We start from the raw sequence: 21,744 nt of genomic DNA, 5'->3' as shown, positions 1-21,744 counted from the left end.
ATCTCCTCCTAATCTTGTTAAAGTAACTCAAATACTCCGGCAGCACCCATCCCGCCGCCGATACACATCGTCACAACACCGAATTGTTCATTTCTGCGCTTTAATTCATGAATGAGTGACAGCGTTAACTTTGCTCCCGTACAGCCAAGCGGGTGGCCAAGGGCAATTGCGCCGCCATTTACGTTGACGATTTCATCATTTAGCCCAAGCTCGCGAATTACTTGTAATGATTGCGAGGCAAAGGCTTCATTCAATTCGAAAAGGTTAATGTCTGAAAGCTCAAGACCAGCGAGCTTGACGGCTTTTGGAATTGCTACCACCGGACCAACACCCATAATTTCCGGGGGAACGCCGCCAACAGCAAACGATCTGAATTTTGCTAATGGTTTAAGACCAAGCGATTCTGCTTTTTCACGGTCCATTACCATTAGTGCGGCAGCTCCATCACTTGTTTGCGAAGCATTTCCTGCAGTTACTGAACCGGTTACCGAGAATGCAGGTCGAAGTTTTGCAAGTGTTTGTAAATTTGTATCGGGACGAACCCCTTCGTCCTGTGAGAACTGAATTGTTTTTTCAACAAGTTTATTGTCAGTTCCAACAGTGCGGACCGTCACATCGACCGGGACAATTTCATCGGCGAATTTGCCTTCCGCAATTGCTTTCGCTGCACGCTGATGGCTTCTTACCGCAAAAGCGTCTTGATCTTCGCGGGAAATTCCATACTTCAGTGCTACTTGTTCAGCGGTATGGCCCATGCCCATATAATACTGCGGTGCTGTTTCTGCTAGTTTGATATTTGGACGGACGACATGCCCCATCATCGGGATCAGACTCATCGATTCTGCACCGCCTGCGATAGCCGTGTCAGTGTGTCCAAGCATGATTCCCTGCGCCGCATAGGCAATTGCCTGTAATCCTGAAGAACAGAAACGATTAATGGTAATCGCAGGAACAGTATATGGAAGCCCTGCTAATGCTCCAATATTGCGGGCCATGTTATTGCCTTGCTCTGCTTCCGGCATTGCACAGCCAATGATTAAGTCATCAATATTTCCTTCATAATTTCCAGCACGCTTTAATGTTTCCTTTACCACCAATGCTCCCAAATCATCAGGGCGAACATGGGCAAGCGTTCCTTTCTTTGCCTTACCAACCGGGGTACGAGCTCCGGCAACGATTACCGCTTCTCTCATGCAAGTTCCCTCACTTTCTTTCATATTCGAAAAATACGACTCTATTTTTGTCAGGGGTCAGACCCCTCTAACTTTTTATATCACGAGATTTTGTCAGAGGGGTCTGACCCCGTGCTCTTCATTTTTTGACAGTGGGGTCAAACCCCTCATATAAAAATTAGTTTCTTAACGGTTTCCCCTTCACAAGCATATGCTGCATGCGCTGCTGTGATTTCGGCTCTGCAATCAGGCTTAGGAAAGCCTCTCTTTCTAAATCTAATAAGTATTGCTCATCGACTTCGGTTCCAAACGGCACTTTACCGCCGGCGATTACATAAGCGATTTTTTTAGCAATTTTTAAATCATGCTCAGAAATATAGCCGGATAAGCGCATCGCTTCAGCACCAAGCAGCAAAGTCGCATAGCCAGTTTCCCCTACTACCGGAACCTTTCTGCGCACTTTCGGCTTATAGCCTTGTTCATGCAGCGACAGGACGGCTTGTTTCGCATCATGGATTAGATGATCACTATTGACGCTGATTCCATCTGAAGCATCTAAGAAATTATTCTCCCGTGCTTCTTCAGCAGAAGTTGAAACCTTTGCCATTGCAATCGTTTCAAACACTTTGTTGGCCACATTTTGCAAGTCAAATGGGACTCCGTTTGGCAGGTTTTCTAAGTGCTTCATATAAAGCTCCTTATTTCCACCGCCGCCAGGGAGCAGGCCAACACCCACTTCGACAAGACCCATATACGTTTCGGCTGATGCTTGGATATGTGCTGTCGGCAGGCATACCTCTGCTCCGCCGCCAAGCGTCATCCCAAATGGAGCAGCGACAACCGGCTTTGAACTGTATTTTACCTTCAACAAGGCGTTATGAAGGTGACGGACAATCATATCAAGTTCATAAATATTATCGTCCTGCACTTCCATTAACATCATCGCAAGGTTTGCGCCGACACAGAAGTTCTTTCCTTGGTTGCCAATGACAAGACCTTTATAGTTTTTCTCAACCTCATCAACCGCAAAATTTATCATTTGGACAATATCGAGACCAATTGCGTTGTTTGGTGAATGGAATTCTAACAGCGCAACGCCATCGCCAAGATCTATTAAGCTCGCACCGCTGTTCTTTTTAATTACACCTTTTTGTTTCTTGATTTTTTTCAGGTCGATTGCCTTTGGATTGTTTTCTACTAGCCTATATTGACCGTTATGATAGAAGAACAGCTCGCCATTTTCTTCTAAATAGAAGGATGAATTTCCTTTTTCTAACATCTCCGTCACCCATCCTGGAACTTCCACACCGGCTTCAGTCAGCTTTTTGACGGATTTTTCAACACCTATGGCATCCCATACTTCAAAAGGACCCATATCCCAGCCAAAGCCCCACTTCATTGCACGGTCAATGTCGACGATTGTCTCAGCAATTTCACCAAGAAGCAGTGCAGAGTATACGAGTGAAGCCGATAAAGTATTCCATAAAAATAGTCCGGCACGGTCACCTGAGTATACAAGCGCTTTCATTTTGTTGGCTGTGCCTTTTTCCTGCTTGCTTAGCTCAACAGAAGGCGTAGACAGCTTTTTGCGTGGACCATATTCTAATGTTACTGGATCGAGCTCAAGAATGTCTTTGCCTTTTTTCAAAAAGAATCCTTGTCCGGATTTGCTTCCAAACCATCCATTATCAAGCATTTTCTTCATAAATTCCGGTACTGCGAAAACTTCTTTTTCTTTGCCTTCGACTTTTTCATACACATTATTGGCAACGTGATAGAAGGTATCCAATCCGACAACATCGAGCGTGCGGAAGGTGGCGCTTTTCGCACGGCCAATTAACGGACCAGTGATGGAATCTACTTCACCAACGCTGTAACCGCCCTTTAGCATTTCTTGGACGGTAACAAGGAGGCCATAAGTGCCAATTCGGTTGGCAATAAAGTTTGGTGTATCCTTTGCCTCAACAACGCCTTTTCCTAACACATCTTCACCAAAGGTTTTCATGAACGAAAGGACTTCCGGTGCCGTATATTGTGTCGGAATCACTTCCAGCAATTTCAGATAGCGCGGCGGATTAAAGAAGTGTGTTCCTAGAAAATGCTTTTTAAAATCGTCGGTACGTCCTTCTACCATCGCTTCCACTGAGATTCCAGATGTGTTGGAGCTGATAATGCTGCCAGGCTTACGATATTGGTCGACTTTTTCAAAAACTTGTCTTTTGACATTGAGGTTTTCTACGACCACTTCGATCACCCAGTCAACATCTTTCAGCTTTATTAAATCGTCTTCGAGGTTTCCTGCTTCAATAAGCGCAATGTTCTTCTTAACTGCCAGTGGTGCCGGCTTTTGCTTTAATAATTTATGAAGGTTGGCAGCACTGATACGATTGCGTATCTGTTTATCTGCTAATGTAAGTCCTTTTGCTTCCTCTTCTTTGGTTAATTCGTGCGGCACAATATCCAATAATAATGTTGGAATACCGATGTTTGCTAGATGGGCGGCTATTCCTGTGCCCATTACCCCGGACCCAAGAACTGCTGCTTTTTTAATCAATTGGTTCAACATTGTCTCCCCCTTCAACACTTTGAATGAATGCTCATTCATTTTTTTGTCAAAAAAAATTCATAATTGAATGAGTTCTGCTACTTTTTACTATAAAAGATTTTGAAAATTCCTGCAACAGTTAAGTGCGGAAAATTGAAATTTTTTGAACTTTTATTTTTCGAAAGATAATTGTCTTTGTTGGGCAAGCTATTCCCTGAGGTGATAACGATGGCGAGAGTGAAAAAGGATCCTTCCAAAGCAGGTGTAAGTGCCGCTAGTGTGAAGGGCAATGGCGGCCCGGGATACGAAGCTGCTGGGAAAGACAAACAAAACAGCCAGAATAACCAGTACAAGCGATAGTGAAAACAGGCTGAGTGCTTCAGCCTGTTTTTATTATTGTATAAAAATTCCTATTTGAGAGACCATATAATCGTAAATAGTTGACTTAAACAGGAGGGTTATTATGCAGCAGCAAAATATGAACATGCCAAACATGAACATGCAGAACCAGCAAATGACGATGCAGCAGCCGCCAGGAGTCGTTTCAACAAAGGATTCGCTTTATTTAACTGACATGATGTCGTGGAATTTACTCTCTGCCAAGAAAGCACACTTTTTTGCGGCTCAGTGCCAGGATCCCGAGCTGAAGGCAGAAGCAGAAAAGTGCGGCCAAATGCATCAGCGTCATTACCAGCAGTTGCTTCAGCATCTAGGCGCACACGCAAGTCAGCAGCAGCCATTGAATAATATGCAGTAATTAGGAGGAGAATTATTTTATGAACCAGAATCAACAAAAGATTCAAAATCCGGAAACACAAGTCCCGAAAACCCCGCAAATGAACGAGCGCGATTTCATTAATGATTTACTGACAACAGAAAAATATATGACCAGCTCGTATGGCGTGGCAATGCATGAAGCTAGCCATCAAGGATTGTACCAGGACATAATGCAGATTTTCACGGAAACACAGCAATGCCAGCGTGATCTTTATGATCTGATGTTCAGGAAAGGCTGGTATGCGATTGAGCAGGCCGACCAACAAAAGCTGCAGCAATCATACCAGCAGTTCCAGGGGTATACGAATCAGTTTGCGAGCGGCGGGACAATGCAATAAAGTTAAAAGCCGGAGGGAATTTTTTCCTCCGGCTTTTTTTCTGCGTTGATTAATACTACTATGCTGTTGTCGAAAACATGTATTTTTTATAATGGTAGCGGATTGAAAAGATTAAACCTAGACCCATCATATTCCCCATTAGCGCGCTCCCCCCGTAGCTGATAAATGGAAGCGGAATACCGGTGATTGGCAGCACGCCAATCGTCATACCGATATTTTGGAACACGTGGAAGGTAATCATGCTGATAACCCCGACACAAATATAAGTATAAAAGTTATTCTTTGTTTCCATTCCGACCTTGGTAATATGGTAAATCAACAAGAAAAACAAACTGATTAACACACTGGCACCAACAAAGCCATACTCCTCGCCAACAACACTAAAAATAAAATCCGTTTGGCTTTCTGGCAAATATACTTCACGGTTGCCCAGGCCTTTGCCGCTCGTCTGTCCTGAACCGATTGCAAGCATCGATTTGGTCAGCTGATAGCCTGTCGAGCTTTGGTAATTATAAGGATCAAGCCATGAATAAATCCGGCCAAATTGGTATTCCTGCACACCAAGATATTTTTCTAGAACTGCCGGATTCCATAACACAAAGTAAAAAATTGTTCCCACAACTACAATACCTACTGAGAATATCGGAACTAGCAATTTCCAGGTAATTCCCGAAATAAAAACCATCCCTAATAAAATCGCCAGAAAGACAAGCCCTGTTCCCAAGTCCTCCTTGATTATCAGCAATAACGGTACCATTGTTACGATACCCATCTTGATTAACAGCCATAAATCAGTTTGAATCGTCTTTAGCATGTTTTTTTGATGATGCTGGTCAATAACCCATGCAAGGCCAAGGATGAGGAATACTTTTACAAACTCTGAGGGCTGTATCGTACCAATTCCAGGAAGCTTGAACCAGTTTTTTGAGCCATTGATTCGTGGCGCAATCGAATCCGGTGCAAGGATTAATAGAATGAGGAGCAAAAGTCCAAACCCATATACATACCAGGTAAGCTTCCGCAACTGGTCAGAATCAAAGGTCATTACAACCCCAATGATGATGCAGCCGGCAACATACCAGCCAATTTGAAAAATTAAAAAGTTTCGATCATATTGCCCGCTTGATTGAGCACTATAAATCGCGGCACAGCTCGCCAAAAACAAAAGCAATAATATAAGAACAAGACTGTAATCCAGTTTAGAAGTTGAGTTTTTATTTGAAGTCAATTTTCTAGTCTCCACCTTAACAAAGAACTTTACATTCCTTCATTATATTTTTAAAAACAGGAAATCACAACTTCTAAACCATGAATGGTTTTATTTACATCCAATGTCCTACATCGAAAAGCGAAAGCGCCCGCTTAGCGGCGTATAGACTGGAGCGCTTCGACTGAGATAAAGGAAACACGGTGAGCGTAAGCGAACCGATGTTGACTTATCGTAGGGAGAAGAGCGAAGTCTACTAGCCGCTGGGCGCTGGAACTAGACATTTCTCAAAGTAAAAACTTTTCTTCTTTAAAAATAAATTCTCTTTACCTCATCCGCCATCCACTCGAGATTATTCGGCACCTGGGGAATGCCGTATCCGATATAAAGCGGAGTTGTCACAAAACGTGAGACAATCTTCGCATAGATTTTATTATCAAAATGATGAAAAAAGACATTATAGCTCGATGCCTTGAATGGAAAATGGTTCAAAATATAATGAACCGCCGTTTGCAGGTATTCTGAAAAGCTTTCGTGATAGCTGGAATCCTCCATCTCGATATTAAACTCATAAAATCCTACCCGCGGCTTTGTCGACAACGTAAATTTGGGACCCCCATCCACTGCAGCAATCACGATTCCCTCGAACATTTCATGAGTTAGCTTTTCTTTATAGTCAATATCATGTAAGCCGACAATCTGCATATGTGGATGGGCAAGCGTTCCGCCCGACAATGGTCCATGGTTTTTGAAGAAAATAACCGAGCGATAGCTGCCGGTTTCCTCCATCTCCAGCCAATGCTTGATGCCGAACTTGATCAGCCTATGTAAATGCGCCTTTGTGTAGGTCGATAATTCAGCATAGCAATCATCCGTTTCAATTAACACCGTTTGATAAGCATTTTCCAAAACAGGATATTTATTTTTCAACAGAATAATCGGCCCATCGACAGCGATGAGATCGTTCAGCTGGTCTCGTTCGCAAAAAGGGCAAGCCTGCTGCTTATTTCGAATATTTTCCGGCTTTTTGACACCGATTGACGTATTAAAATGCAGATGAGTATTTGCCAAATGCGTTACTCCTCTCTCAAACTTGGATATTTCTATTTTATGGGAGAAGAGGGTACATTTGCACCAATTTTGTTTTATTAATTTCATCGGTAAATCAAAGTTTCATTAAATTGATTTGCAATGCATATCTATTAATAGTACAGGCTTATCATTATTTTAGAATGAGAGGTTTTTTATGTTAACAAAACTGGAAGCACTTATTCTCGGAATTATCCAAGGGCTAACGGAATTTTTGCCGATTAGTAGTACGGGGCATCTTTATTTAGGCAGGAATTTATTTGGTTTACAGGAAGCGGGGCTTTTGCTCGATACGATGCTGCATGTCGGGACATTACTTGCTGTTTTTGTATTTTATAAGGCTGAATTTATAAAAATTATTAAAAATCCGTTTAGTAAATTAACGTTTTTGCTGATTGTCGGGACGATTCCCGCCGTTATCTTCGGGCTCGCCTTTAAGGATTATATAGATGAAATTTCGAAGACAGGGGTTACGATTGGCTGGGAGTTTTTACTGACTGGGTTATTCTTGTGGCTTGCTGATTCCGCGAAAAACGGCCATAAAAAAATGGACAATATCAGCTATAAGGATGCGTTTATCATTGGCACCTTTCAGGCGGTTGCGATTATGCCGGCGATTTCTCGTTCCGGGATGACGATTGTTGCTGCGCTTTGGCGTAAATTGGACCGTGAAACGGCTGCCTACTTTTCCTTCCTTTTATCAACACCTGCGATTGCCGGGGCGATTGTCCTGCAAACGAAGGATTTACTTGGCGGTGCTGGGGAAGAAATATCCTTATCTGCCTTGCTCGTTGGAATCGTCTCTTCTGCCATCTTCGGGTATATCGCGGTTAAGTGGATGATTGGCTATTTGAGAAAACATTCATTGAAGCCTTTCGCGTACTATGTCTGGGCGTTAGGATTACTTGTTTTAGTTTTCCAATTTACAGGTAAATTCTAGCCTGATGTGGCCAGGTAAAATGGATTCGCAAATAAAACTGCTAGATTCGCAAATAAACACCCTAGATTCACAAATAAACTGCTGGATTCCCAAATTAAATAGCTATACCGGTGCAAAAAAGCGACTCGAAGCTTTCGAGTCGCCATTTTTTATAATGTAACTGTTTGTTTTGCCATTTCTCTTGCTGCTTCGGCTGCTTGTTCTTTCGCTTTGGCGATAATTTCGGGTGCCTTTTTTGGATAATGGTCCATTCCCTCGGCAACAACCGTTTCAATTAGGTCGAAGCCAAGGAATTTCAACGCCTTCATTAAATAGCGGTCCCCCATTTCAAATTCGACCATCGGACCGCTGGAATAAATGCCGCCGCGCGTTTGAATGTGAATCGCCTTCCTGCCGGTTAGCAGTCCTTTAGGTCCATCGGCGGTGTTCGTAAACGTTTTTTCAGCAATAAATAGACAATCCATAAACGATTTTAAGATAGCCGGGGCGCCGAGATTCCAAATCGGTGTCACAAATACATAATAATCTGCAGCAATAAAGCGATCAGCGAGCGCATGCATTTTTTCCAGCTTCGTCCTCTCCGCTTCACTAAGCTGCTCTTTTGTATAGCCCATAAAGGATAATTTCGCACGCCCATATAATAAGTCCATATCGATTTCCGGGATATCCATATCATATAAGTGCATATGCTCAATTTCAACATCCGGCTGGATGCTTTTGAACTCCTCTAAAAATACTTCGCCAATCTGCATTCCTTTTGAAAGTTTACTATCTGATTTTGGATTGGCCGTAATATAAATAAGCTTTGACATGTACATCCCTTCCCTTTTACCACTAATTTTTTCTCTATTACTATACTACCTCAAATTTACTTGCTCACCATTGAACAAACCGTGAAGTTTATGAAAAAATTGTGAATTTCTTACTTATGAGACCCTTATTTTTTAAAAACTTATCTCGTTAATATGATTGCATTCTAAGATATTTTGAACAGTTCGTGACAATTCTAAACAAAACTAAACGAAACACAACAAAACTTAACAAAAGTCACATCCAATATGATACTATTTTTTTAAGATTAGGAAAAAGGAGGGAACTTGGTTATGGAGGGCAAGGCATATACACCGGATGAAGTGGCGCAAATCTTTCAAATCTCTAAACATACTGTTTATGAGCTAATCAAAAGAGGCGAGCTCCAGGCCTTTAAAATTGGCAATAAAATGCGGATTGAACAGGCCGAGCTTGAAAGATATAAGGAGAATACAAAAGCTCCGGTAAAGAAAAATGTGCCAGAACCATTGCCGATTAATCCGGCTTCATCAATTCGGTTATCTGGAAGTCATGATTTTCTTGTCGAACATTTCACTAAACAAGCGGCAAGAGCACTAAACTTACAGATTCAGCCGTCATACATAGGCAGTCTGGAAGGGTTAATGATGCTTTACCGTGGGCAGTGCGATATTGCCGCCATTCATCTATTAGACCCAACATCACAGGAATATAATCTGCCTTTTATCCATCAGCTGTTTGTTTACGAATCGATTTTGGTGTTGAGATTGGCCGCTAGAGAACAAGGGTTAATCGTTGCAGGAGGTAATCCGAAAAAAATTCAAGACTTTCATGATCTGACTAGAAAAGATGTTCAATTTATTAACCGCCAAAAAGGGGCCGGGACAAGGTTTTTACTAGACTCCAAGCTTTCAAGCAATGGAATAGAACCTCGGCAAATTAACGGTTACGATACTGAAGAATGGAACCATTTGTCGGCAGCCTCCTACATTAGCAGAGGCATGGCGGATGTTACCTTTGGAATTCAGTCAGCCGCGAGCCACCTAGGACTTGATTTCATTCCAGTCGCGCAAGAAAACTTTGATCTTGTATTCCGGTTTACCCCTGAAAATAAGCAATCCTTAACAGAATTGATTGAGTACTTGCAGTCGGACAACTTTAGAAATAGCTTAACCGATTTAGAAGGCTATTCGATTCAAGAATTAGGAAAAATCACTTATCAAACTAGAAAAACGGAGGAAACAACATGTTAAGAAAACGTTATTTTGCAGTCCTATTTGCTTTAATGCTATTAGTTTTATCAGCTTGCGGAAACACGGACACAAAAGATACCGCCGCCGCAAAAGAGAAAAAAACAGCGCCGAAACCAGCACCAACGGAAATGATTCTCGCCACAACAACAAGTACACAGGACAGCGGTTTATTGGATGTATTAGTCCCAATGTTTGAAAAAGAAAACAATGTTAAAGTCAAAACGATTGCAGTCGGGACAGGGCAGGCGTTAGAAATGGGCACAAAAGGTGAAGCCGATGTCCTGCTTGTTCATGCTCCAGCGGCTGAAAAAGAAGTAGTCGATGCAGGTAATGCAATCAACTACAAGCGCGTAATGTATAACGACTTTATTTTAGTAGGACCGAAGGAAAATCCAGCTGGTGTTAGCGGCGACGATATTAAAGCCGCCTTCAAAAAATTAGCAGACAGCAAAGCTACTTTTGTTTCCCGCGGCGATGACTCCGGCACACATAAAAAAGAACTTGGAATCTGGACGGCCGAAAACATTAAACCAACCGGCGATTGGTATGTATCAACAGGACAAGGCATGGGGCAAACGTTACAGGTTGCTGCTGAGAAAAAAGGTTATGTATTAACAGACCGTGCAACATGGTTAGCGCAGGAAAAGAATTTGGATACTTTGCAAATTGTTGTTGAAGGCGGAAAGGATTTAATGAACATCTATCACGTGATGCAAGTAAATCCTGAAAAACATGATAAAGTAAATAGTAAAGACGCTGAAAAATTTGTAAACTTTATGATAGACAGCAAAACGCAAGACGTGATTGAGGAATTTGGCAAGAAAGAATACGGCCAATCATTATTCTTTAAATACACTGAATAATTTTTAACTGGGAACGGGGCCTCGAGCCCCCCTTCCTATCCTACTTCTAAAGGGAATCCTGGAGGCATTACGTTTATGGAACTACTAATAGATGGAATAAAAAAAGCATTTGATATGATCCTTTCCGGTGACAGGGAAGTTTTTGCAATTACCTGGCTGACACTTAAGGTCTGTCTTATTTCCATTCTGATTAGTACGCTCATCGGGTTGCCGCTTGGAATTTTACTAGGATTAACTAGATTCAAAGGCCGCAGGATTCTATTATTATTTATTAATATCGGGATGGGGCTGCCTCCTGTTGTTGCAGGGCTGTGGATTACGATGCTGTTATGGCGCTCCGGCCCGTTAGGAGATCTAACCCTCCTCTATTCACCGACAGCGATTGTCATGGCACAGATTTTAGTAAGCTTACCGATTGTTACAAGCCTGACATGTACGGCATTCCAGCAAATCAGCGAGAAGATGCTCCTGCAAATTAAAGCACTTGGAGCAACAAGAATGCAGACATTAATCATCCTAATCAAGCAACTAAAAATTGCGATTTTAGCGGCAATCATGGCCGGCTTTGGCCGCGTCATCGCCGAGGTTGGTGCCGCGATGATGGTCGGCGGGAATATTCTTGGTGATACAAGAATTCTGACTACGACGATTGTAATGGAAGTTTCCAAGGGTAATTTTGATATTGCCTTAGCTCTGTCGTTTATTTTATTGTCCGTTGCCCTGTTGATTACGGCCGCGTTAACATTTTTACAGCAAAGGAAGCGAATATCATGAACCCGTTAGTTGAGCTGAACAATATTACCTATAAAGCCCAAAATAAAACGATTCTTGATATTCCTGAATTTCAGATTTGTGCTGGTGAATTTCTTGGGATTATGGGACCAAACGGTGCTGGAAAAAGCACGCTGCTTAAGGTGTTAGCATTTCTTGAAAACCAATCGAGTGGTGCTATTCTCTACCGGGGTGAGGTCATTCCAAAGGGGAATGTGCCGCTCGAGCTGCGCCGGAAGTTCTCGATTGCCCTGCAGCAATCGTTGCTTCTTGATGGAACTGTGTTTCATAATATCGCCATTGGCTTAACCTTAAGAAAAATGCCAAAAACAGTTATTAAAGAGAAAGTGGCACATTGGCTGGAGCTTTTCGGCATCAGTCATTTGGCGAAAAAAAACGCCCTTTATTTATCCGGAGGCGAGGCGCAGCGGGTTAACTTAGCGCGGGCAATGATTATTGAACCGGAAATCCTTTTTCTCGATGAACCATTTTCAGCTTTAGACTTTCCAACAAAAATTAAGTTAATGGAAGATTTTAAGGGCATTATTGAAACGGCCCGAACAACGGCTGTGTTTGTCAGCCATGATTTAATGGAGATTAACTATCTCACGAATCGACTGGCGATTATCGTCAATGGTGAAGTTAAGCAATCCGGACCCACTCCTCGGGTCCTAGAACATCCTAATTCTTCCACCGCATCCTTCCTAAACGAGTGGAAGAAATTCTATCCCCTTGCACGTTGAAGCAGTTCCTTCGGGAGCTGCCCTTTTTTATTTGATTAAAAATTTCTTGAAGCTTAAAATAAATGTAGCTAGGTTCTAAGGGGGAATTTTTCAATGAAATATGCAGTTATTACCGGGGCATCTAAAGGGTTAGGTGAGGCGATTGCCAAACGGCTTATCCACGAACAAATCGCGATTGTCTCTGTATCCCGAACTGAAAATAAAGATATCAAAAAGCTGGCTTTAGAAACTGACCTTTATTATAAGCATTATTCCTGCAACCTCTCGTTAGAAAAAGAAGTACAGGAAGTTTTTATGGAAATTGCTCATAGTCTTTATCAAAAGGAACCACAGGAAATTCTTCTATTTAATAATGCCGGTGTGGTTGAGCCGATCGAAACGGTTGGAAATTTAGATCAAACACCAATAATTAGCAACATCCAGGTAAATTTAATCGCGCCAATTCTTATTAGCAATTTATTTTTTAATAAAGCACAATCAACGAATACAAAGATTCAGGTTATTAATGTAACCTCAGGTGCAGCCGTTCGCCCGATTGATGGCTGGAGTGTGTATTGCAGCTCAAAGGCAGGCATCAATATGTTCACTCAAACGGCCGCCTTAGAGCAAGTGGAATTAAAAACCAACAATACGATAATCGCCTTCAGTCCCGGCATCATGGATACGAATATGCAGGAAACAATTAGATCCTCGTCAAAGACAGCCTTTAGGGATTTAGAAAAATTTATCGAATATAAGGAAAAAAATATGCTGCTTGAGGCAGATGTGGTCGCGGACGCTTTAGTGGACTTGGTACTAAGCGGCAATGTTGAAAGTGGGAAAGTGTATAATATTAAAGATTTATTGAGTGAGTGAGAAAAAGGGGCTCCTTTTTAAACAATGTTGTGAATATTTACTTAAAAAAATAGTGTTGAGTGCCCGGCTCGGGGAAATAAAGCGCCAAGCAGGCACTGTGAATAGCTCAGAGTGCCCGTTTCGTGAAAAAATTAAGGCGTGCGGGCACTGTGAAACACTCAGGGTGCCCGTTCCGTGGAAAAATTAAGGCCGGCGGGCACTGTGAACCACTTAGAGTGCCCGTTCCGTGGAAAAATTAGGGCCGGCGGGCACTGTGAACCACCTAGAGTGCCCGTTTCAAGAAAAAATTGGGGCCGGCGGGCACTGTGAACCACTTAGAGTGCCCGTTCCGTGGAAAAATTAGGGCCGGCGGGCACTGTGAACCACCTAGAGTGCCCGTTTCAAGAAAAAATTGGGGCCGGCGGGCACTGTGAACCACTTAGAGTGCCCGTTCCGTGGAAAAATTAGGGCCGGCGGGCACTGTGAACCACCTAGAGTGCCCGTTTCAAGAAAAAATTGGGGCCGGCGGGCACTGTGAACCACTTAGAGTGCCCGTTCCGTGGAAAAATTAGGGCCGGCGGGCACTGTGAACCACCTAGAGTGCCCGTTTCAAGAAAAAATTGGGGCCGGCGGGCACTGTGAACCACTTAGAGTGCCCGTTCCGTGGAAAAATTAGGGCCGGCGGGCACTGTGAACCACCTAGAGTGCCCGTTTCAAGAAAAAATTGGGGCCGGCGGGCACTGTGAACCACTTAGAGTGCCCGTTCCGTGGAAAAATTAGGGCCGGCGGGCACTGTGTTGGACGCAGAGTACCAGAGAAAAACGCTTCGGTCACTCAAAAGTTTATTTGTTACCGTTCAAGGTGAAAAAGCGGCTCCCGGTCACAAAAAACATTATTTGTTACCGTTAAAGGAAAAAAGGCGGCTCTTCGGTCACTATAAAGAAAAAAAAGCGCCCCGCTTACCATAAAAGTTAATTTATGCCCAACGCCCCCACTTTTCTTCTAATAAACAAATTGGTCGCCATTCAATTATATGGCGACCTTAGTGTGAAATCCTCGTTATTTCTTTTTCCGCATAGGGCAAGCTTTAATCCTATTGCGGAAACCACAACGTAACGCTAGTACCCTTATTCAACTTGCTTTTCACCTTGACGATCCCTTTATGGGCATCCATCAACGCTTTTACTATTGAGAGTCCGATGCCGACACCGCCTGTTTTGCGGTCGCGTGATTTATCGCCGCGGTAGAAGCGTTCAAAGATATGCGGGATATCGTCCTCATTCATTCCCGAGCCTTCATCTTGAATCTTAAAGCCGACATAACCTTCCTTTTCCGTCACTACCGAAATTGTGACATTTTTGCCCTCTGGTGTATATTTCAGCGCATTATTTAAGATGTTTGAGAGGATTTGCATTAAGCGGTCCTTGTCCGCCTCAAACATTTCCTCCCGTAGCGGTTCCTCAATCTGAAGTCCAACGCCCTTCTCCTTAAATAACGGCATAAAGATTTCCCATAATGCTGCCAGCACACTGCCGGCTTCTAATTCGATTTTTTCGAGCCTAATTTGCGGATTCTCCGCTGCAAGCAGTTTTTCTAATTCATTGACTAGCCTTACTAAGCGCATCAGCTCTTCATGACTTGTCTGCAGGCGCATTGGGGTCGGCTCCCAAATTCCGTCCTGATAGGCTTCGATTTGACTTCTTAACGTCGCAAGCGGTGTCCGTAGTTCATGAGCGAGATCGCCGGTAAATTGCTTTCTGAGCATTTCTTCCTTTGCAAGTGACTCGGCAAGATTATTGAAAGAAACGGCAATTTGTTTTACCTCTGTTGGTAATCCTGACAATGGAATCCGAATATCCAGGTTATGCTGCCGGAGTTCACTCGCGGCAAACGATAGCTTATTCAAACCCGAAGTTAATTTTTTTGAAAAAAGCATACTAAAGATAATGGCGAGCACAATCGTCAAACACACGGCTGCATAAATGTACAATTGAATTGTTTGAATAAAGGTATATTCGTCGTCAATTAAACCTTTCGGGTAGATGGCTACGAGCTTTCCGATTATGGCATTATTGACTTTTAGTGTATATGTTTTGGAATGCCACTCCTCTCCAACCGGCGCCGGTTCCGCTAACCCTAGGCTATTTAACATGCCGCGAATATTGGAGGAGTCCATTTGGATTTGCCCGAAACGATCATACAATTGAAAATAGAGCTGATCGGTCATCGCGTGCTCATGGAAATACCCAAACACCGGGTCGCTTGTAAAATGGCCGTTTTTTTGATAATCCTTTTCAATTTCTGTAATAATTCTATCAATCTTTTTTTCGCGATTGCGGTCTAAATAGCTATTAAAGCTTTCTTCAAAGCCATATTGGATAAAAAAGCTGACAATCAAAATCCCGATCATCGAGATGAGCACTAAGTAAAATAGGATTTTAGACCGGAGCGTTTGCAGCATCTAGTACCCCTCCAAATTTATAGCCCATCCCAAAAACGGTCACGATAAAGTCTGGCTGCCTTGAGTCTGATTCAATTTTTTTCCGAAGGTTTTTGATATGGGTATCAACACTGCGTTCGTAGCCTTCATAATACATGCCTTCATCCTGAATTTTTTCTAATAAGTCCATCCGGCTGTATACGCGGCCGGGATTCACTGCCATATTAGTTAACAGTTTATATTCAATCGGCGTCAAGATAACGGAGTTACCACAAATGGTTACTTCTTTTTTTATTAAATCAATGGCTAGTTTTCTACCGTTAAATTCAAGCCGTTCGACCTTTTCCGTCTTTTTCACCCGTCTTAAAATCGCTTGAACGCGAACGACGACTTCCCTTGGACTGAATGGTTTGGTTAAATAGTCGTCGGCCCCCATGACAATTCCATTGATGCGGTCATCCTCGGCCGATTTAGCGGTCAGCATTAGAATTGGAACGTCCGAGTCTTTCCGCACCAGCCGGCAAACCTCTTCACCGGAAATATCGGGCAGCATTAAATCTAAAATAATCAGATCAGGTTCGATTGTTTTCGCCTTTTTCAAGGCATCAATTCCATTATCAGCACTATGAATTTCATAACCTTCTCTTTCTAGGTAAGCTTCGAGAACTTCTATGATTCTACGTTCATCGTCAACTAATAATATTTTCATTATTATCACTCCCCATATCTTTACTATATCATCCTGGGTCTGTGATGTTTGTAACTTCACAAATTCACCACAACTTCTTCATAACATCTTCAATCTTTCTCGTTAAAATGTAATTGTAGTTAGGAAAGAGTCGATACCGAAAGGACCCCAACCTAAGTTTTGGTTATCTGCTCTTTGATGCAGTACATGGTTATCGGCCATCTTACTCATCCCAAATTTAACCTCTCTTTTTTAAAAATAGTAAGGGCGTCCCAATCGCTGGGGCGCCAAATTTTTTGCTCTTTTAAACTAGCCAGTTGATTTCCGTTCCGGGCGCTTGCTTTCCGCGGGCGAGTCCTGGAGCCTCCTCGGCGCATCCGCGCCTGCGGGGTTCTCCAGTGACCCGTCTATCCCGCAGGAGTCAAGCGCCCTCCACTCCAATCAACTGGGTGTAAAATTAACACTGAGCATTAACAGAGTGTTTATTTTTAAAAAATCCTGTTTGGGTGTCAGGCACCATTGGTATTTTGTACCGAAAAAAATCCTTATCAGATTCGATAAGGATTTTTTCTGTTTATTCGTCTTTCTTCTTAACCTCTTCAGCCAATTCCTCTATGCTTCGCTTTACATTGCCTTTTCCTGAGTAATTCTCAATGAGTTCTTTAACATCAATACCACTTGATGCCTTTAATGACTCTTGCAGGCTTGCCATTAAGTTGGTTGCATAGCTTGTGATTTTATTGGCGCCGCCATTTTCACCAGTACCGCCGCCAGTATCGACAACGGTGATTTTATCAATATTGGATAATGGGGCTGCCACTTGTTTCGCATATTCAGGAAGCATTTTGACGACCATGTCGAGAATCGCAGCTTGACCGAATTGCTCGAACGCTTCGGCGATTTTTTCTTTCGCTTCCGCTTCTGCCAAACCTTTTAGGCGGATAATCTCGGCCTCTGTTGACCCCTGTGCTTTTTGTGCTTCTGCTTTTGCAAGACCGTCAAGGCGAATCCGCTCGGCTTCTGCCTTTGCCATGGCTTCGATTCGGTATTTATTGGCTTCCGCTTCCGCAATTTCCCTTGCCTTGTTCGCTTCCGCAGACTGCTCAACGGAATAACGGTCAGCATCGGCCTTTTTCTTCACTTCAGAGTCGTATTGGCGCTCACGGCGAAGAATTTCTTTTTCTTCCAACTCAATTTGTTTTTGTCTTTCGATAATCTTGATTTGCATTTCCTGTTCCATTACATCCTGTTTTGATCTTGCTGTTTCAAGATCATAGGCCTGGTCAGCTCTCGCTTTGGCAATATCCTGTTCACGGCGGAATTCAGCGACTTTCAACTGATTGACTTTCTCCGCTTCTGCGATTTCCGTTGACCGTTCTAATTCATTACGCTTTGCTTCCTTAGAAGCTTCTGCTTTTTTAATCCGTGTTTCTTTTTCCGCCTCAGCTGTCGCAATATCGGCATCACGTTTTACTTGAGCAATCCGCGGTTTACCAAGTGAATCAAGGTAGCCATTTTTGTCACGGACATCTTTAATCGTAAACGATACAATTACTAAGCCCATTTTTGCAAGATCCTGAGAGGCAACGCGTTGGACCTCTTGAGAAAATTTATCACGGTTTTTATAAATTTCTTCGACTGTCATCGAGCCAAGAATGGATCTGAGGTGACCCTCAAGTACTTCCCTTGCTTCATTTTCGCGATCTTCCTTTGGCTTACCGAGAAATTGTTCAGCTGCTGTGGCAATCTCGCTAATCGATCCGCCGATTTTAATAATCGCGACACCATCGGCCATCACCGGTACACCTTGTTCGGTATAAACTTCAGGTGTAGTTACTTCAAGCTTACTTGAAAGCAAGCTAAGCGGTTTGGCTTGTTGGAATACTGGTAAAATAAAGCTCCCGCCGCCACGAATAATTTTGATTTTATTTCCGGCCTCGTCCACGTGGACACTCCCGTTCCCCAGAAAACTACCAGTCACAATTAGTGCCTCATCTGGTCCGGCTGTTCTGTACTTTGTAATAAATACACCTATTAAAGCTATGAAAATAAGTACGACAATCCCGACAATGACCCAAATAACGTTGAAATCCATTTTTCTATTCCCCCTTTATCTATATATAACTTTCTAATTGATGGTGAACCGTAACCTGGAGCACGCCATCCTTGACCTGGACAACAAGCACGCTTGTGCCGTTAGGAATTTGGTCACCATCAAAGCTTACAGCTGGTTTGGCAATTCTTCCACTCGTACTTTCAATTATCACTTCACCATAGCCATCCGCTGGGATTGAGGTAATGACTGTCCCGATTCGGCCTTGTAGATCCGATTCTTTATAGACAAGCGATTCCTCCGCGGAAGACAATGGTACGAGCACAAAGACATTTAGTAAGGTTACCACAATGAAGGCGGCAACAGCTGAGATACCTAAAATGAGTAAATAATGTAGTGATGATAGCTTTTCAAACAAGTAGCCGCTTGCAGACATGATGGTCACGAAGGCAAAGATCAGTACGGGGTTAAGGAAATGCAGCCCTCCGTCCCCAGTGCCATGAAAATGAAACACATCGGCAAACAGTACATATAAAACCGTTAAAATACCTGCAATAATTAAACCATACAAATAAATTGTCTCTAAAGGAATGCTAAAAGGCTCCATTTACATCACTCCCTTTTTGTATTTGGAACAACACCAAAGGAAAGCAGGGACTACAATTTCAGAAAAATTTAAGCATATAGCATCTTCCCCTTCCCTTTCCTTTGTGATATGTATATTGGGTAATACGGATGAAAAAAGAAAAAGTTTCATTATTCACATATATTTTATCATTATCTTCCAACTAAAGAACCTAACAACTTTCGACACATTTCGCACAAGGCTGTATCCCTGTGAATGCTGAGTCACTTGACATAAAAAAAGTGCCATAGCACCTGGCTATAACACCTTACTGTATCATATTCAAAAACTTTCTTGTTCGTTCTTCTTTTGGGGTGGTGAAAATTTCTTCAGGCTTGTTTCGTTCGACGATGACGCCGCCGTCCATGAAAATGACTTCGTCGGCAGCCTCACGGGCAAAGCGCATTTCATGGGTGACGACGATCATGGTCATTCCTTCCAAGGCGAGATCCTTCATTACTTTTAATACTTCGCCTACCAGCTCGGGGTCGAGGGCGGAAGTTGGCTCGTCAAACAGCATGACCTCCGGTTCCATTGCCAATGCGCGGGCAATGCCGACACGCTGCTGCTGACCTCCTGAAAGCTGGGCAGGATAGTAATCGATTTTGTCGCCAAGACCTACTTTTTCAAGCAGTGCCTGCGCCTTTTTTCTTACTGTCGTTTTATCCTCACCTTTCACAATCACAGGACCCTCCATCACATTCTCAAGTGCTGTTTTATGAGGGAAAAGATTATAGTTTTGAAAAACCATTCCTGTTAAGCGGCGAAAGGATGCGACAGACTTTTTCGGAACCGACTTCGAAAAATCAAGGCTTTGTCCTTCAATGGAAATGGCCCCTTTTGTCGGTGTTTCGAGCACATTTAAACAACGGAGCATTGTCGTCTTTCCAGATCCGGAAGGACCGATGACAACAATGACCTGGCCTTTTTTGACCTCTAGGTTAATTCCTTTCAAAACCTCTAATTGACCAAACTGCTTATATAAACCTTTAATTGAAATCATCGTAAAACTCCCCTGTAAAAGGTTAAAATGGCTGGTACAGAAAAAAGCAGCAATTCGCGGAGTCCCTCCGGTCCCACCTCTAACACCTGTCTTCTAAACTTTAAATCACACATACCGATCCAATCTTCTTTCCATAAACCCTTGTAGCACCGAAAGGAAGAAGCATATCACCCAATAAATAAGTGCGGCTTCGGAATAGACTAATAAGAATTCATAGTTTGCCGCAGTAATTTCCTGGGCACGGCGGAACATCTCGGTAACTAGGACAACGGATGCGAGTGAAGTATCTTTTACAAGACTAATAAACGAATTTGATAATGGCGGTAGGGATACTCGCGCTGCCTGCGGCAAGATGATTCGTTTTAACGCCTGGGTATATGACATTCCAATCGAATAGCCCGCTTCCCACTGTCCTTTTGGAATTGAAAGAATCGCAGCCCTAATTATTTCCGAGGCATACGCTCCTACACTTAAGGAAAAACCAATAACGGCAGAAATAAATGGATCGATGGTTACCCCGATATTCGGAAGCCCATAAAAAATGATAAATAACTGCACCAATAAGGGCGTTCCCCGGATAGCTGAAACATAGATTCTCGCAATGATTTGAAGGAACTTCACATGTGAAATCCTGGCGAGCGCTGTTAGAACAGCTAAAATCAAGCCAATAATAAATGAAATAATTGTTAAGGGAATCGTGTTCATAATAGCACCCTCCAGCAGCGGCCAGAGGGAGGTTTTGGCAATATCAACTAATCTTGCTGTTCTTTCCGGGTCAGCAAAAATACTATTTAAGTACATCTTCACCAAACCATTTCTCAGAGATTTTTTTATACGTGCCATCATCAATCATGTCTTTTAAAGCTTTGTTTACTGCATCGACAAGAGTCTGATTATTTTTTCTAAACATAAAGCCACTGTGTGAAGCATCAGCTTCCGTAGCAACAACTTTTACCGGTGCGTCAGGCTTTTGCTTTTTAAAATCTAAAAAGGCAATCTTATCGTTGATGTGTACATCGACACGCTTCGAAGTGATCAAATCAACAGCTTGGGTAAAGCCGTCTACACCGACAAGATTAGCGCCATATTTCTTTGCCAGATCTGCATAGTTACTAGTTAGTGATTGAGCTGCCTTTAATCCTTTAATGTCTTCAAATGCTTTCACTTTATCATTATCCTTATGAGCGATAAGGACACCCGCTGAACTGATATAGGGATCAGAGAAATCATATTTTTCTTGACGGTCCGGGCGAATTCCCACCTGGTTGGCAATCATATCGAAACGCTTGGCATCAAGGCCGGCAAATAAGGAATCCCATTGCGTTTCCTTGAAATCTGCTTTCACTCCTAAACGCTTAGCCACTTCCTCCGCAACCTCGACATCAAAGCCCGTCAGTTTTCCAGATGAATCATGGAAAGTAAATGGAGCATATGTACCTTCTGTTCCAATTAAGATCTTTCCATCTGATTTTACTTTTTTCAATAAATCTGCAGACTGATTAGTCCCTGTTTTCTTGTTATCGTTAGTCGCTTTGTCACCGCTTGTGCCACATGCTGACAAAATGAACATAAAGCTTAATAATAGTGCAAAAAGAACGGATAATTTTTTCATTT

General features: G+C 42.7%; 21 protein-coding genes. 9 read left to right on the top strand and 12 right to left on the bottom strand.

Annotation, left to right across the window (positions count from 1 at the left end):
* Positions 1–17: 17 nt before the first annotated feature.
* Positions 18–1,193 carry an acetyl-CoA C-acetyltransferase gene (locus AA980_RS08715; protein WP_024031014.1) on the bottom strand — a complete coding sequence of 392 codons (1,176 nt, stop codon included), beginning with the start codon at positions 1,191–1,193 and terminating at the stop codon, positions 18–20.
* Positions 1,194–1,350: 157 nt separating this feature from the next.
* Positions 1,351–3,735 (bottom strand): 3-hydroxyacyl-CoA dehydrogenase/enoyl-CoA hydratase family protein, encoded by a 2,385-nt coding sequence (locus AA980_RS08710; protein ID WP_024031015.1) that lies wholly within the window; start codon positions 3,733–3,735, stop codon positions 1,351–1,353.
* Between the two features lie 210 nt (positions 3,736–3,945).
* Here AA980_RS08710 and AA980_RS26245 point away from each other — a divergent pair, with 210 nt between their 5' ends.
* From AA980_RS26245 to AA980_RS08700, 3 genes are all read left to right on the top strand, one after another.
* Positions 3,946–4,077, top strand: coding sequence for a YuzL family protein (locus AA980_RS26245; RefSeq protein WP_024031016.1), 132 nt, complete (start codon positions 3,946–3,948; stop codon positions 4,075–4,077).
* A gap of 103 nt (positions 4,078–4,180) precedes the next feature.
* The gene (locus AA980_RS08705; protein ID WP_024031017.1) at positions 4,181–4,474 is read left to right on the top strand and encodes a hypothetical protein; all 294 of its coding nucleotides are present in this window, start codon (positions 4,181–4,183) and stop codon (positions 4,472–4,474) included.
* A gap of 19 nt (positions 4,475–4,493) precedes the next feature.
* Entirely contained in the window at positions 4,494–4,832 is a 339-nt protein-coding gene (locus AA980_RS08700; RefSeq protein WP_024031018.1) for a spore coat protein, read from the top strand.
* Between the two features lie 58 nt (positions 4,833–4,890).
* Here AA980_RS08700 and AA980_RS08695 read toward each other — a convergent pair whose 3' ends face one another.
* Both AA980_RS08695 and AA980_RS08690 read right to left on the bottom strand, forming a co-directional pair.
* Entirely contained in the window at positions 4,891–6,060 is a 1,170-nt protein-coding gene (locus AA980_RS08695; RefSeq protein ID WP_024031019.1) for an FtsW/RodA/SpoVE family cell cycle protein, read from the bottom strand.
* Between the two features lie 288 nt (positions 6,061–6,348).
* Positions 6,349–7,110 (bottom strand): DUF4931 domain-containing protein, encoded by a 762-nt coding sequence (locus tag AA980_RS08690; RefSeq protein ID WP_024031020.1) that lies wholly within the window; start codon positions 7,108–7,110, stop codon positions 6,349–6,351.
* Positions 7,111–7,285: 175 nt separating this feature from the next.
* Between AA980_RS08690 and AA980_RS08685 the strand changes: the two genes are divergently transcribed.
* Positions 7,286–8,068, top strand: coding sequence for an undecaprenyl-diphosphate phosphatase (locus tag AA980_RS08685; RefSeq protein WP_024031021.1), 783 nt, complete (start codon positions 7,286–7,288; stop codon positions 8,066–8,068).
* Positions 8,069–8,217: 149 nt separating this feature from the next.
* On the opposite strand, the gene AA980_RS08680 is transcribed toward AA980_RS08685, so the two are convergent.
* Entirely contained in the window at positions 8,218–8,880 is a 663-nt protein-coding gene (locus AA980_RS08680; RefSeq protein WP_024031022.1) for an FMN-dependent NADH-azoreductase, read from the bottom strand.
* A gap of 291 nt (positions 8,881–9,171) precedes the next feature.
* Here AA980_RS08680 and AA980_RS08675 point away from each other — a divergent pair, with 291 nt between their 5' ends.
* From AA980_RS08675 to AA980_RS08655, 5 genes are all read left to right on the top strand, one after another.
* Complete coding sequence (locus tag AA980_RS08675; RefSeq protein ID WP_024031023.1) at positions 9,172–10,110, top strand: substrate-binding domain-containing protein; 939 nt, start codon at positions 9,172–9,174, stop codon at positions 10,108–10,110.
* Positions 10,104–10,973: a substrate-binding domain-containing protein gene (locus tag AA980_RS08670; protein ID WP_024031024.1), complete on the top strand. Its 870-nt coding sequence runs from the start codon at positions 10,104–10,106 to the stop codon at positions 10,971–10,973. The genes AA980_RS08675 and AA980_RS08670 overlap by 7 nt, the downstream gene beginning before the upstream one ends.
* Before the next feature lie 75 nt (positions 10,974–11,048).
* Positions 11,049–11,747 carry an ABC transporter permease gene (locus AA980_RS08665; RefSeq protein WP_024031025.1) on the top strand — a complete coding sequence of 233 codons (699 nt, stop codon included), beginning with the start codon at positions 11,049–11,051 and terminating at the stop codon, positions 11,745–11,747.
* Complete coding sequence (locus AA980_RS08660) at positions 11,744–12,487, top strand: ABC transporter ATP-binding protein (protein WP_024031026.1); 744 nt, start codon at positions 11,744–11,746, stop codon at positions 12,485–12,487. Before AA980_RS08665 ends, AA980_RS08660 begins: the two co-directional genes overlap by 4 nt.
* Before the next feature lie 93 nt (positions 12,488–12,580).
* The gene (locus tag AA980_RS08655) at positions 12,581–13,342 is read left to right on the top strand and encodes a (S)-benzoin forming benzil reductase (protein ID WP_024031027.1); all 762 of its coding nucleotides are present in this window, start codon (positions 12,581–12,583) and stop codon (positions 13,340–13,342) included.
* Between the two features lie 1,072 nt (positions 13,343–14,414).
* On the opposite strand, the gene AA980_RS08645 is transcribed toward AA980_RS08655, so the two are convergent.
* The 7 genes from AA980_RS08645 to AA980_RS08615 all read right to left on the bottom strand — a co-directional run bounded on the left by AA980_RS08645 (position 14,415) and on the right by AA980_RS08615 (position 21,742).
* Positions 14,415–15,782, bottom strand: coding sequence for a HAMP domain-containing sensor histidine kinase (locus AA980_RS08645; RefSeq protein WP_024029091.1), 1,368 nt, complete (start codon positions 15,780–15,782; stop codon positions 14,415–14,417).
* Complete coding sequence (locus tag AA980_RS08640; RefSeq protein WP_024029090.1) at positions 15,760–16,470, bottom strand: response regulator transcription factor; 711 nt, start codon at positions 16,468–16,470, stop codon at positions 15,760–15,762. The genes AA980_RS08645 and AA980_RS08640 overlap by 23 nt, the downstream gene beginning before the upstream one ends.
* 553 nt (positions 16,471–17,023) lie before the next feature.
* The gene (locus AA980_RS08635) at positions 17,024–18,544 is read right to left on the bottom strand and encodes a flotillin family protein (RefSeq protein WP_024029089.1); all 1,521 of its coding nucleotides are present in this window, start codon (positions 18,542–18,544) and stop codon (positions 17,024–17,026) included.
* A 19-nt stretch (positions 18,545–18,563) separates the two neighbouring features.
* Positions 18,564–19,109 (bottom strand): NfeD family protein, encoded by a 546-nt coding sequence (locus AA980_RS08630; protein WP_024029088.1) that lies wholly within the window; start codon positions 19,107–19,109, stop codon positions 18,564–18,566.
* Between the two features lie 286 nt (positions 19,110–19,395).
* Positions 19,396–20,130 (bottom strand): amino acid ABC transporter ATP-binding protein, encoded by a 735-nt coding sequence (locus tag AA980_RS08625; RefSeq protein ID WP_024029087.1) that lies wholly within the window; start codon positions 20,128–20,130, stop codon positions 19,396–19,398.
* A 105-nt stretch (positions 20,131–20,235) separates the two neighbouring features.
* On the bottom strand, positions 20,236–20,931 hold the full coding sequence (locus AA980_RS08620; RefSeq protein ID WP_024029086.1) for an amino acid ABC transporter permease: 696 nt from the start codon (positions 20,929–20,931) through the stop codon (positions 20,236–20,238).
* A complete protein-coding gene (locus AA980_RS08615; RefSeq protein WP_024029085.1) occupies positions 20,918–21,742 on the bottom strand; it encodes an amino acid ABC transporter substrate-binding protein in 825 nt (274 codons plus the stop codon). The genes AA980_RS08620 and AA980_RS08615 overlap by 14 nt, the downstream gene beginning before the upstream one ends.
* Positions 21,743–21,744 lie beyond the last annotated feature (2 nt).

The sequence above is a fragment of the Neobacillus vireti genome, assembly GCF_001026695.1.
Taxonomy (GTDB): Bacteria; Bacillota; Bacilli; order Bacillales; family Cytobacillaceae; genus Neobacillus; species Neobacillus vireti.
Note: the sequence above shows the minus strand (reverse complement) of the source record. Positions and strands in the feature narration are given on the sequence as shown.

Bases quoted from the DNA above. Each gene is read 5' to 3' on its own strand.
- AA980_RS08715 (WP_024031014.1), bottom strand. From the start codon at position 1,193: ATGAGAGAAGCGGTAATCGTTGCCGGAGCTCGTACCCCGGTTGGTAAG.
- AA980_RS26245 (WP_024031016.1), top strand. From the start codon at position 3,946: ATGGCGAGAGTGAAAAAGGATCCTTCCAAAGCAGGTGTAAGTGCCGCT.
- AA980_RS08705 (WP_024031017.1), top strand. From the start codon at position 4,181: ATGCAGCAGCAAAATATGAACATGCCAAACATGAACATGCAGAACCAG.
- AA980_RS08700 (WP_024031018.1), top strand. From the start codon at position 4,494: ATGAACCAGAATCAACAAAAGATTCAAAATCCGGAAACACAAGTCCCG.
- AA980_RS08685 (WP_024031021.1), top strand. From the start codon at position 7,286: ATGTTAACAAAACTGGAAGCACTTATTCTCGGAATTATCCAAGGGCTA.
- AA980_RS08680 (WP_024031022.1), bottom strand. From the start codon at position 8,880: ATGTCAAAGCTTATTTATATTACGGCCAATCCAAAATCAGATAGTAAA.
- AA980_RS08675 (WP_024031023.1), top strand. From the start codon at position 9,172: ATGGAGGGCAAGGCATATACACCGGATGAAGTGGCGCAAATCTTTCAA.
- AA980_RS08670 (WP_024031024.1), top strand. From the start codon at position 10,104: ATGTTAAGAAAACGTTATTTTGCAGTCCTATTTGCTTTAATGCTATTA.
- AA980_RS08665 (WP_024031025.1), top strand. From the start codon at position 11,049: ATGGAACTACTAATAGATGGAATAAAAAAAGCATTTGATATGATCCTT.
- AA980_RS08660 (WP_024031026.1), top strand. From the start codon at position 11,744: ATGAACCCGTTAGTTGAGCTGAACAATATTACCTATAAAGCCCAAAAT.
- AA980_RS08655 (WP_024031027.1), top strand. From the start codon at position 12,581: ATGAAATATGCAGTTATTACCGGGGCATCTAAAGGGTTAGGTGAGGCG.
- AA980_RS08645 (WP_024029091.1), bottom strand. From the start codon at position 15,782: ATGCTGCAAACGCTCCGGTCTAAAATCCTATTTTACTTAGTGCTCATC.
- AA980_RS08640 (WP_024029090.1), bottom strand. From the start codon at position 16,470: ATGAAAATATTATTAGTTGACGATGAACGTAGAATCATAGAAGTTCTC.
- AA980_RS08635 (WP_024029089.1), bottom strand. From the start codon at position 18,544: ATGGATTTCAACGTTATTTGGGTCATTGTCGGGATTGTCGTACTTATT.
- AA980_RS08630 (WP_024029088.1), bottom strand. From the start codon at position 19,109: ATGGAGCCTTTTAGCATTCCTTTAGAGACAATTTATTTGTATGGTTTA.
- AA980_RS08625 (WP_024029087.1), bottom strand. From the start codon at position 20,130: ATGATTTCAATTAAAGGTTTATATAAGCAGTTTGGTCAATTAGAGGTT.
- AA980_RS08620 (WP_024029086.1), bottom strand. From the start codon at position 20,931: ATGTACTTAAATAGTATTTTTGCTGACCCGGAAAGAACAGCAAGATTA.
- AA980_RS08615 (WP_024029085.1), bottom strand. From the start codon at position 21,742: ATGAAAAAATTATCCGTTCTTTTTGCACTATTATTAAGCTTTATGTTC.